This is a genomic window from Streptomyces sp. NPDC002690 (assembly GCF_053592415.1).
Genome location: NZ_JBSFVR010000233.1, coordinates 1 through 11,898 on the forward strand (window position 1 = coordinate 1; position 11,898 = coordinate 11,898).

At 72.1% G+C, this 11,898-nt stretch carries 8 protein-coding genes; 6 read left to right on the forward strand and 2 right to left on the reverse strand.

All coding sequences use genetic code 11. The features are described 5' to 3' along the window. The first annotated feature begins 128 nt into the window (after positions 1 to 128). A complete protein-coding gene (locus ACWD3D_RS24945; protein ID WP_451463030.1) occupies positions 129 to 2,666 on the forward strand; it encodes a RelA/SpoT family protein in 2,538 nt (845 codons plus the stop codon). 78 nt (positions 2,667 to 2,744) lie between these two features. Here ACWD3D_RS24945 and ACWD3D_RS24950 read toward each other — a convergent pair whose 3' ends face one another. Next, the gene (locus ACWD3D_RS24950; protein ID WP_451463031.1) at positions 2,745 to 3,974 is read right to left on the reverse strand and encodes a DUF349 domain-containing protein; all 1,230 of its coding nucleotides are present in this window, start codon (positions 3,972 to 3,974) and stop codon (positions 2,745 to 2,747) included. Between the two features lie 280 nt (positions 3,975 to 4,254). Then, positions 4,255 to 5,052, reverse strand: coding sequence for a peptidylprolyl isomerase (locus tag ACWD3D_RS24955; RefSeq protein WP_451463032.1), 798 nt, complete (start codon positions 5,050 to 5,052; stop codon positions 4,255 to 4,257). A 165-nt stretch (positions 5,053 to 5,217) separates the two neighbouring features. Between ACWD3D_RS24955 and ACWD3D_RS24960 the strand changes: the two genes are divergently transcribed. From ACWD3D_RS24960 to ACWD3D_RS24980, 5 genes are all read left to right on the forward strand, one after another. Continuing rightward, complete coding sequence (locus tag ACWD3D_RS24960; RefSeq protein WP_328722750.1) at positions 5,218 to 5,904, forward strand: MBL fold metallo-hydrolase; 687 nt, start codon at positions 5,218 to 5,220, stop codon at positions 5,902 to 5,904. Between the two features lie 16 nt (positions 5,905 to 5,920). Beyond that, a complete protein-coding gene (hisS, locus tag ACWD3D_RS24965; RefSeq protein WP_451463033.1) occupies positions 5,921 to 7,243 on the forward strand; it encodes a histidine--tRNA ligase in 1,323 nt (440 codons plus the stop codon). Continuing rightward, on the forward strand, positions 7,185 to 10,106 hold the full coding sequence (locus ACWD3D_RS24970) for a non-ribosomal peptide synthetase (protein ID WP_451463034.1): 2,922 nt from the start codon (positions 7,185 to 7,187) through the stop codon (positions 10,104 to 10,106). The genes hisS and ACWD3D_RS24970 overlap by 59 nt, the downstream gene beginning before the upstream one ends. 117 nt (positions 10,107 to 10,223) lie before the next feature. Next, positions 10,224 to 10,970 carry a thioesterase II family protein gene (locus ACWD3D_RS24975; protein ID WP_451463035.1) on the forward strand — a complete coding sequence of 249 codons (747 nt, stop codon included), beginning with the start codon at positions 10,224 to 10,226 and terminating at the stop codon, positions 10,968 to 10,970. Positions 10,971 to 11,121: 151 nt separating this feature from the next. Beyond that, on the forward strand, positions 11,122 to 11,898 hold a 777-nt coding region (locus tag ACWD3D_RS24980; RefSeq protein ID WP_451463036.1), incomplete at its 3' end, for a polyprenyl synthetase family protein.

Genomic DNA, 11,898 nt, shown 5'->3' on the forward strand with positions numbered 1-11,898 from the left:
GCGGGCACCCGGGGAACAACCGGGTGCCCGCGCGCGTTGTCAGAGCTTCCACGGTCCCCGGACGAGGAGCCGCCGGTGGCTCGATACCATGGCCTTCCGGGTAGTCCGGATACGCACGAGGAGTGCCCTTGCCAGACGAGGCCAACGCAGCCGGAGCGCCGCAGCCCGAGAAGCCCGCGGCGGGGTCCGCGGCGCCCTCTCCCGCGGGTGGGACCCCCAAGGGCTCCGGGACGCCGCCCGCAGCGCCGGACACCACCGGGCCCGGGAAATCGCCCGCCCCCGCCCTTCCGGCGCCGCCCGCCTCGAAGAATCCGGCCAGGCCCGTCAAACCGGCCACCCCCGCCGGGCAGCCCGTCCGCACCGGCGGCTCCTCCAACCGGGTCAGGGCCCGTCTCGCCCGACTGGGCGTACAGCGCTCCAGCCCGTACAACCCGGTCCTGGAACCGCTGCTGCGCACCGTGCGCCAGAACGACGCCAAGATCGAGACGGCCACGCTCCGGCAGATCGAGCGGGCCTACCAGGTCGCCGAGCGCTGGCACCGCGGGCAGAAGCGCAAGAGCGGCGACCCGTACATCACGCACCCGCTGGCGGTCACCACCATCCTCGCCGAGCTGGGCATGGATCCGGCCACCCTGATGGCGGGGCTGCTGCACGACACCGTCGAGGACACCGAGTACGGCCTGGACACCCTGCGCCGCGACTTCGGCGACCAGGTCGCGCTGCTGGTCGACGGCGTGACCAAGCTGGACAAGGTGAAGTTCGGCGAGGCCGCCCAGGCCGAGACCGTCCGCAAGATGGTCGTCGCGATGGCCAAGGACCCCCGGGTCCTCGTCATCAAGCTCGCCGACCGGCTGCACAACATGCGCACCATGCGGTACCTCAAGCGGGAGAAGCAGGAGAAGAAGGCCCGCGAGACGCTGGAGATCTACGCTCCGCTCGCCCACCGCCTGGGCATGAACACCATCAAGTGGGAGCTGGAGGACCTCGCCTTCGCGATCCTCTACCCCAAGATGTACGACGAGATCGTCCGTCTCGTCGCCGAGCGCGCTCCCAAGCGCGACGAGTACCTCGCCATAGTGACCGACGAGGTCCAGTCCGACCTGCGGGCCGCGCGCATCAAGGCCACCGTCACCGGGCGGCCGAAGCACTACTACAGCGTCTACCAGAAGATGATCGTGCGAGGACGCGACTTCGCCGAGATCTACGACCTGGTGGGCATCCGCGTCCTCGTGGACACCGTCCGCGACTGCTACGCGGCGCTCGGCACCGTGCACGCGCGATGGAACCCGGTCCCCGGCCGGTTCAAGGACTACATCGCGATGCCCAAGTTCAACATGTACCAGTCGCTGCACACCACGGTCATCGGCCCCAGCGGCAAGCCCGTCGAACTCCAGATCCGTACGTTCGACATGCACCGCCGCGCCGAGTACGGCATCGCCGCGCACTGGAAGTACAAGCAGGAGGCCGTCGCCGGGGCGTCCAAGGTCCGCACCGACGTGCCCAAGAGCACCAGCGGCGGGCGGAGCCAGGACACCGTCAACGACATGGCGTGGCTGCGCCAGCTCCTCGACTGGCAGAAGGAGACCGAGGACCCCAGCGAGTTCCTGGAGTCGCTGCGCTTCGACCTCTCGCGCAACGAGGTCTTCGTCTTCACGCCCAAGGGCGACGTGATAGCGCTGCCCGCCGGTGCGACCCCCGTCGACTTCGCGTACGCCGTTCACACCGAGGTCGGCCACCGGACGATAGGAGCGCGCGTCAACGGGCGGCTCGTGCCGCTCGAATCGACGCTCGACAACGGCGACCTGGTGGAGGTCTTCACCTCCAAGGCGGCCGGCGCCGGACCCTCCCGGGACTGGCTCGGCTTCGTCAAGTCGCCCCGGGCCAGGAACAAGATCCGCGCCTGGTTCTCCAAGGAACGCCGCGACGAGGCCATCGAGCAGGGCAAGGACTCCATCGCCCGCGCGATGCGCAAGCAGAACTTGCCGATCCAGCGCATCCTGACCGGCGACTCCCTGGTCACCCTCGCGCACGAGATGCGCTACCCCGACATCTCGTCGCTGTACGCCGCCATCGGCGAGGGCCATGTCACCGCCGCCGGTGTCGTACAGAAGCTGGTGCAGGCCCTCGGCGGCGAGGACGCCGCGAACGAGGACCTCGCCGAGAGCGCCCCGCCCTCGCGCGGCCGCAGCAAGCGACGGGCGAACAACGACCCCGGAGTCGTCGTCAAGGGCGTCGACGACGTCTGGGTCAAGCTGGCCCGCTGCTGCACCCCCGTACCCGGCGACCCCATCATCGGGTTCGTCACCCGGGGCAGCGGTGTGTCGGTGCACCGCGCGGACTGCGTGAACGTGGATTCCCTGTCCCAGCAGCCGGAGCGCATCCTGGAGGTCGAGTGGGCGCCGACCCAGTCCTCCGTCTTCCTGGTCGCCATCCAGGTCGAGGCACTGGACCGCTCGCGGCTCCTCTCGGACGTCACCCGCGTCCTGTCCGACCAGCACGTCAACATCCTGTCGGCGGCCGTGCAGACCTCCCGGGACCGGGTGGCCACCTCCCGGTTCACCTTCGAGATGGGCGACCCCAAGCACCTGGGTCACGTCCTGAAGGCCGTACGCGGCGTGGAGGGCGTCTACGACGTCTACCGCGTCACCTCGGCCCGGCGGCCGTAGGCGGTCGAGCGGACGACGAGAAGGGGCTCCCGTACGCGTCTCGCGTACGGGAGCCCCTTCCTGTTTCCTGCCGGCCCGTCAGCCGCCGAACTCTTCCAGGCCCTTCAGGGCCTGGTCGAGCAACGCCTGGCGGCCTTCGAGCTCGCGGGCGAGCTTGTCGGCACGGGCGTTGTTGCCCGAGGCCCGGGCGGTGTCGATCTGACCGCGCAACTTGTCCACGGCGGCCTGGAGCTGACCGGTCAGCCCCGCGGCACGCGCGCGCGCCTCGGGGTTGGTCCGGCGCCACTCCGACTCCTCGGCCTCCTGGAGCGCCCGCTCCACGGCGTGCACCCGGCCCTCGACCTTCGGCCGGGCGTCGCGCGGCACGTGGCCGATGGCCTCCCAGCGCTCGTTGATGGACCGGAAGGCGGCACGGGCCGCCTTGAGGTCACGCACCGGCACCAGTTTCTCGGCCTCGGTGGCGAGCTCCTCCTTGAGCTTGAGGTTCTCGCCCTGCTCCGCGTCCCGCTCGGCGAAGGTCTCGCCCCGGGCGGCGAAGAAGACGTCCTGCGCGCCGCGGAAACGGTTCCACAGCTCGTCCTCGGCCTCGCGCTGGGCGCGGCCCGCCGCCTTCCACTCCGTCATCAGGTCGCGGTACCGGGCCGCGGTGTCGCCCCAGTCCTTCGACCCGGAGAGCGACTCGGCCTCGGCGACCAGCTTCTCCTTGACCTTGCGGGCCTCCTCGCGCTGGGCGTCCAGCGAGGCGAAGTGGGCCTTGCGGCGCTTGGAGAACGCGGACCGGGCGTGCGAGAAGCGGTGCCACAGCTCGTCGTCCGACTTGCGGTCGAGCCTCGGCAGGCCCTTCCAGATGTCGACGAGCGCCCGCAGCCGCTCTCCGGCGGAGCGCCACTGCTCGCTCTGCGCCAACTCCTCGGCCTCGGCGACCAGCTTCTCCTTGGCCTGCTTGGCCTCGTCGGTCTGCTTGGCCTTCTGGACCTTGCGCTCCTCGCGCCGCGAGTCGACCGTCGCGACGAGCGCGTCCAGCCGGGTGCGCAGCGCCGCGAGGTCGCCCACCGCATGGTGCTCGTCGACCTGCGTCCGCAGGTGGTCGATCGCCGCCGTCGCGTCCTTCGACGAGAGATCGGTGGTCTTCACCCGCTTTTCGAGGAGGCCGATCTCGACCACCAAGCCCTCGTACTTGCGCTCGAAATAGGCCAGCGCCTCCTCGGGCGTACCGGCCTGCCACGATCCGACGACCTGCTCGCCCTCGGCAGTACGCACGTACACGGTGCCCGTCTCGTCGACACGGCCCCACGGGTCGCTGCTCACAGCGCCTCCTCCACCTGATGCCTGCGAGGGGGTGGACCCCCCGGGCATCGTCCACAGTTTCCTGGGGCGGGCAGCGCCCGCCCTGCACCCCGCCAATCTAGGCGACCGGCAGCCCGGCTGTCCGCACTCAGCACGGCTGGATTTCTCCGGCCCGGGCCGGTCCAGGCCGGTCCAGGGCCGGTCCGGGGCCGGTGCGGGCGCCCTAACCGGGCATTTTCGACAACACGGAGCCCCGGCAGCCGGGACGACCGACTGCCGGGGCTCGGCGGAGCGGGGTGGCTCACTGCTTCTCGACGGTCACCTTCGACACGTCCACTGCCTTCTTCGGCGCACCGTCGGTGGCACCGCCGTCGACGCCGGCCGCGCCGATCTTCTGGACGGCCTTCAGCGTGGCGGCGTCCATCGTGCCGAACGGGGTGTACGTCGGGGGCAGCTTGGAGTCCTTGTACACCAGGAAGTACTGGCTGCCGCCGGTGTGTTCCTGGCCGGTGTTGGCCATGGCGACCGTGCCCGCCGGGAACGTCACCGTGCCGTCGGCGCCCGCCTTGCCGAGGCCGTCGAGGTTCTCGTCCGGGATGGTGTAGCCGGGACCGCCGGTGCCGTCGCCGTTGGGGTCACCGCACTGCAGGACGAATATGCCTTCCGTCACCAGGCGATGGCACTTCGTACCGTCGAAGAACCCCTTGTCGGCGAGGTACTTGAACGAGTTCGTCGTGTGCGGGGTCTTCGAGGCGTCCATGGTGAACTTCAGGTCGCCCTGGCTCGTCTTGACGGACATCGCGTACTTCGCCGTCTTGTCGATCGTGACCGCGGGCTCGGGCTCCTCGCTCGCGCTCGCGGACGGCGACGCGGAGGCGGACGGGGACGAGCTCGCCGCGGCCTCGGACTTCTTGCCGCTGTCGTCGTCGTTCCCGACGGTCACGTAGGTGACCACGCCTATGACGGCGACCACGGCAACCGCGGAGGAGATTATCGCGGTGAGCCGCCGGGTGCGCCGGCGCGCTTCCTCCCGCCGCTGCTGCTGCCGCTCGTACTTCTCCCGGGCGAGCTGCCGCCGCCGCTGATCGCTGCTGACCACCGGATGGTCTCCTTGTACGTTCGTATGGGTGGGGCCTGAGGGACAGCCCTTGGGCTGCCCGTACCGTATATGGGTTAGCTGTGGAATGAGGAGCGCCGGTAGGCTCTGGTCTGCCGCGCAGGCCGCCGCGGCCCCGTATCCCGCCGTACTGAACGAAGGACGATCGTGCTCATTGCCGGGTTCCCCGCCGGGGCCTGGGGGACCAATTGCTATCTGGTCGCCCCCGCCGCCGGTGAGGAGTGCGTGATCATCGACCCCGGCCACCAGGCCACCCAGGGAGTCGAGGACGCGCTCAGGAAGCATCGGCTCAAGCCCGTCGCGGTCGTGCTCACCCACGGACACATCGACCACGTCGCCTCGGTCGTCCCGCTCTGCGGCTCCCACGACGTGCCCGCCTGGATCCACCCCCGGGACCGCTACATGATGAGCGACCCGGAGAAGGCCCTCGGCCGCTCCATCGGCATGCCGCTCATGGGCGAGCTGACCATCGGCGAGCCGGACGACGTGAAAGAACTCACCGACGGCGCGCGTCTGGAGCTGGCCGGGCTGGAGTTCGGCGTCGCGCACGCACCCGGCCATACGAAGGGGTCGGTGACGTTCAGGATGCCCGAGGCCGGCGACGTACCGCCGGTCCTCTTCTCGGGCGACCTGCTCTTCGCCGGCTCCGTCGGACGCACCGACCTGCCCGGCGGCGACCACGCCGAGCTGCTCGAGTCGCTGGCCCGCGTGTGCCTGCCGCTCGACGACTCGACCGTGGTGCTGTCCGGCCACGGCCCCCAGACCACCATCGGCCGCGAGCGCGCCGCCAACCCGTTCCTGAACGGGCTGGACGCGCCGCGCCGAGGAATGTGACGAGAGACCTCTTGCTGTGAGTACTTTCCAGGCCCCCAAGGGCACCTACGACCTCCTCCCGCCGGACTCCGCGAAGTTCCTGGCGGTCCGCGAGGCCATCTCCGCCCCGCTGCGCAGCTCCGGCTACGGCTACGTCGAGACCCCGGGCTTCGAGGACGTCAACCTCTTCGCCCGCGGAGTCGGCGAGTCCACCGACATCGTCACCAAGGAGATGTACACCCTCACCACCAAGGGCGGCGACGAGCTCGCGCTGCGCCCCGAGGGCACCGCCTCCGTGCTGCGCGCCGCGCTGGAGGCCAACCTCCACAAGGCCGGCAACCTGCCGGTCAAGCTCTGGTACTCCGGCTCGTACTACCGCTACGAGCGTCCGCAGAAGGGCCGCTACCGCCACTTCTCGCAGGTCGGGGCCGAGGCCATCGGCGCCGAGGACCCGGTGCTCGACGCCGAGCTGATCATCCTGGCCGACCAGGCGTACCGCTCGCTGGGGCTGACCGGCTTCCGCATCCTGCTGAACTCGCTCGGAGACAAGGAGTGCCGACCCGTCTTCCGCGAGGCGCTCCAGACCTTCCTGCGCGATCTCGACCTGGACGAGGAGACCCGCCGCCGCATCGAGATCAACCCGCTGCGGGTCCTCGACGACAAGCGGCCCGAGGTGCAGAAGCAGCTCGTCGGCGCCCCGAAGCTCGGCGACCACCTCTGCGACGCCTGCAAGGCGTACCACGAGGAGGTGCGCGGCCTGCTGACCGCCGCCGGGGTGGCCTACGAGGACGACGAGAAGCTCGTCCGCGGCCTCGACTACTACACCCGCACGACCTTCGAGTTCGTCCACGACGGACTCGGCTCGCAGTCGGCGGTGGGCGGCGGCGGCCGGTACGACGGCCTCTCCGAGATGATCGGCGGCCCCGCGCTGCCGTCCGTCGGCTGGGCGCTGGGTGTGGACCGCACGGTGCTGGCGCTGGAGGCCGAGGGCATCGAGCTGGACATTCCCGCGGCCACCAGCGTGTACGCGGTGCCGCTCGGCGAGGAGGCCCGCCGGGTGCTCTTCGGCGTGGTGACCGCGCTGCGCAAGGACGGCATCGCCGCCGACTTCGCGTTCGGCGGCCGGGGCCTCAAGGGTGCGATGAAGAGCGCCAACCGCTCCGGGGCGCGGTACGCGATCGTCGCCGGTGAGCGCGACCTCGCCGAGGGCGTGGTCCAGCTCAAGGACATGGAGTCGGGCGAGCAGACGGCGGTGCCGCTGGACCAGATCGCCGACCTTCGCCGAGGAGGGGGGCGAGCTGGTGCTGCGGGTCGCCGACCGGGTCGCCCCCCGCTTCGAGCACGCCGACCTGAGCGGTGAGCCGGACCCCCGGCGGGCCGCCCTGGAGCGGTCCGCCGCGGTGCGGCGGGAGCCGATGGACCTGTCGGCGGGGCCGCTCTTCCGGGTCCTGCTGTGTCGTACCGGGCCCGCCGAGCACATGCTGACCTTGTTCATCCACCACATCCTGGCGGACGGCTGGTCGCTGGGCGTCCTGTGGGAGGACCTCGGACGGCTCTACAGCCGGCGGCTGGGCCAGGGGCCGGCGCCGGAGCCTGCCGGGCTGCCCTATCGCGAGCACGCCGCGCTCCAGAGCGCGCGGCAGCGCACACCCGAGGCGCGCGCCGAGCTGGACCGGTGGCTGGAGCGGCTGCGCGGGGTCGAGGCGGACAGCTCGCTGCGGGCCGACCTCGCCCGTCCGCCGGTGCCCTCCTTCCGAGGGCGGACGTTGCAGCTGGAGCTCCCGGCCGAGCTGGCCGGTGCGCTGCGGGAGGCCGCCAGGAGCACGGGCAACAGCCTGTTCATGCTGCTGGCGGCCGGATTCGCGGCGGACCTCGCGCACTACGACCGGCGGACGGAGGTGGTCGTCGCCACGCAGTCCTCCGGCCGGGCGGACCCGCGCGTGGCGCGCACGGTCGGCTTCTTCGTCGACACCCTGCCGCTGCGCTTCGAACTGGAGGGCGATCCGACGCTCGCCCAGGTGGTCGAGCAGGCCAGGGAGGGGACGCTCGCGGCGTACGCGGCCGAGTACGTCACCTACGACCAGCTGGCGCAGGAGCTGAGCCCGTCGGGCGACCGCTCCAGGAACCCGCTGGCGCAGGTCGCCTTCCAGCTGATGAACGTGCCGATCCCGCCGGTGGTCTTCGGCGACCTGACGGTGCGGCGCCGGTGGGACACCACCTCGGCGGCGAAGTTCGACCTCAACGTGATGCTGGTGCCCGACGGCGAGGGCCTGCTCGGCCTGGTCACCTACGCGGTGGACCTGTTCGAGGAGGAGACCGTCCGGGAGATCTGGCGGACGTACCTGCACGTGCTGCGGCTGCTGGTCCGCGACCCGCAGGCCCGGCTGTGGCGGCTGCCGCTGCTGGACGGCGAACGGCAGGCCGAGGTCGCGGCCCGGTCGGTGGGCCCGGCCCTGCCGGCCGACGGCGCGGCCGATCTGCTGGCAGTGCTGGAGCGCTGGTCGCGGCAGGACGGTGGACGGACCGCCGTCACCGCGGCCGGGCGCCGGATCGGCTACGCCGAGCTGTGGTCCGCCTCGGGAGCGGTCGCGGCGGCGCTGCGCGAGGCGGGCACGGAGCCGGGCGAGGTGGTGGCGGTGGCCTGCGCCGCGCGGGCCGACACGGTGCTCGCCGTGGTCGGTGCCTGGCGGGCGGGGGCGGCCGTCCTCGTCCTGGAGCCGGGGCCGCTCCGGCCGCGCGCCGCGGACCTGCTCGACGAGCTGAAGGTGACCACCGGTGTGCTCGGCCCCGGCGAGCCGCCGCGCGTCCCCGGATTGCGCTGGGTCGCGACCGGCGGCGCCGCCGCCGAGGTGCCCCGGGAGTGGGCGGCCGGCCCGGACGCCACGGCCTACGTCGTCAGTACCTCCGGCTCCACGGGCCGGCCCCGCGCCGTCGCGGCGTCGATGGGGGCGTTCGCCGGCCATGTGCTGCGCGGCGCGGCCGAGCTGGACCGTGACCGGGTGGTGGTGCAGGTGCCGCCGCCGAGCTTCGACCCGGGCATGCGGGACGTTTTCACCACGCTGGCGGCCGGCGCCGAGCTGGTGATCCCCGACGGTGTGGAGGACAACCCCGTGGACGCGGTGGCGTCGGCCCTGGCCGAAGGCCGCGCCGACACCCTGCTCGCGGCGGTGCCCGGGGTCCTGGAGGCCGTCGCCCTGCAACTGGACCGGCAGGGCGTCCGGCCGGCGCTGCGGACCGTCCGCTGCTGCGGCGAGGCGCTGCCCCGCTCGGTCGCGGAGCTGACGGTGCGCGTCCTGGGCTGCGTGCCGCACAACGACTACGGGCCCAGCGAGGCCACCATGGTCAGCGTCTCCGGTCACACCGATCCGGACCGGGTACGCGCCACGACGATGCCGATCGGACAGCCGCTGCCGGGCGTCGGCGCCTGGGTGCTCGGACCGGCGGGGCAGCTGCTGCCGCCGTGCTTCACCGGCGAGATCCACCTGTCGGGGCCACATCTGACGGCCGGTTACCTCGGCGACCCCGGGGCCACCGCCGAGCGGTTCGTGCACCACCCGGGCATCGCGGACGGCGAACGGCTGCACCGTACCGGCGACCTCGGCCGGTACGCGCCGGACGGCCGGCTGCACTGGCTGGCCCGCGCCGACCGGCAGGCCAAGGTCCGCGGCATGCGGATCGACCTGGTCGAGGTCGAGACGGTGCTGAGCGGCCACCCCGCCGTGCTCGACGCGGTCGCCGCTCCGCACGGCGAGGGCACCCGGGCCAGGCTCGTCGCGTACGCGGTCGCACCCGGCGCCACGGGCACCGAGCTGCGCGACCACCTGCGCGCCCGGCTGCCCCGGGGCTCGGTGCCCTCGGTGGTGGAGCTGGTCGAGGCGATCCCGCGCAGCTCCCGCGGCAAGGTGCAGTGGTCACTGCTGCCGGAGCCGCGCCCGGTGAGGACGGGGTCCGCGCCGCTCACCGAGGCGTTCGAGGCGGAGGTCGCCGAGATCTGGCGGGAGGTCCTGGGCCGCGCCGAGGTGAGCGCCGAGGACGACTTCTTCGACCTGCTCTCCGCGGAGGACGACTTCTTCGAGCTCGGTGGCCATTCGCTGGCGGCGATGCGGCTGGCCGCCCGGCTCACCGTGCTGGCCGGGCGGCAGGTGACCGTCCAGGACGTCTTCGAGTACCCGACCCTGCGCGAACTCGCCGCCTTCGCACGTCCCCTGACCGATGCTCCGTGACCGATACCTCCGGCCGATGCGCCATCGCCCGTGCCCCGGCCGATGCCACCTGGCCCGATGCCCCTGCCCGATGCGCCCGACACGGACGACTGACCGGACGACGAGATGACGAATCCTGTGCCCACATCCCCTTCCCCGGACGGGGACGCCACCTTGCTGTTCTGCCTGCCGTACGCCGGCGGCAGCAGCGTGGCGTTCCGCTCCTGGCCCGACGAGCTGCCCGGCCACGAGGTCGTCACCACCGACTATCCGGGGCACCTGCTACGCCCGGGCGAGCGGCTCGTGCGGAGCATGGACCGGATGGTCGACCTGCTCTGCGGCGAACTGGTGGATCGCTGGGACCGCCCGTTCGTGCTGCTGGGCTCCAGCATGGGAGCGCTGGTGGCCTTCGAACTGGCGCGGCGGGCCGAGGCGGTGGGCCGGCCGCCGGCCGCCGTGGTCCTGCTGTCGTGCGCGGCGCCCAGCCTGCTGCCGCTGCTGCCACCGGTCGCCGGGCTCGCAGACGAGGCGTTCCTCGCCTCCTTCGCCGCCCGTTACGGCGGTCCGGCGCACCACCTGCTGGACGACCCGGCCTCGCGCGATCTGCTGCTGCCGATCGTGCGGGCCGACATGGAGCTGTTCGAGGACTACGCCCGGTCGTGCCCCGCACCGGTGAGCTGCGACCTGATCGTGGTCGCCGGCGCGGACGATCCCGTGGTGACCCCGGACTCCGCGCGCGCCTGGGAGGACTTCTCCAAAGGCAGGGTGGACACCCTGACCGTTCCCGGCGGTCACTTCGTCGTCGAGTCGAACACCGCCGAGGTGACGGCCGCCCTGCGTCCCCTGCTCGACCGGCGGCTCCCAACCGCCCGGGTCGTGTTCTGAAAGGAGCGCCGTCCGCCCGGAGGGCGGGGCCGGCGGGACTTTCAGAACACGCCCCAGTCCATCCGGTCGCTCGGTCCCAGGGGCGCCCGGTCCGTGTTTCCCACCCCTTCCCGGGCTCCCCGAGGCGCCCGCCAGCACCAGGAGACCGCAGATGCTGAATCTCGGACCATTCAACGCCGGGATGCTCGACAAGCAGCTCCTCGCCGGCCTGACCACGGGCATGGCAGCGGTGGACAAGGCCCTCTTGGCTGCCACCGACACCGACTACCCGCCGGTCACGGAGACCTCGCGCTACCTGCTGGACGCCGGCGGCAAGCGTTTCCGCCCGGCGCTCTCCCTGCTCGCCGCGCAGTACGGCGACCCCGGCGCCCCGGGCGTCGTACCGACCGCCGCCGCCTGCGAGCTGACCCACCTGGCCACCCTGCACCACGACGACGTGATGGACGAGGCGCATCTGCGGCGGGGCGTACCGAGCGCCAACTCCCGCTGGGGCAACACGGTCTCGATCCTCACCGGCGACTTCCTGTTCTCCAAGGCCTCGCAGATCCTCGCGGGGTTCGGCCCCGAGGCGGTGATGATCCAGACGGTGACCTTCGAACGGCTGGTCACCGGCCAGATCAAGGAGACCCTCGGACCGCGCGAGGACGACGACCCGCTCAAGCACTACTTCGACGTCATCGTCGACAAGACCGGCTCGCTGATCGCCACGTCCGCGCGGTTCGGCGCGCTGATGTCCGGAGCGGACCGCCAGATCGTCTCCGACCTCACCGAGTTCGGTGAGCACATCGGTGTGGCCTTCCAGCTCGCCGACGACATCCTCGACATCACCAGCGACAGCGAGCAGTCGGGCAAGACGCCCGGCACCGACCTGCGGGAGGGCGTGGCGACACTGCCCGTGCTCCACCTGCGGGCCGACGCGGGCCCGCAG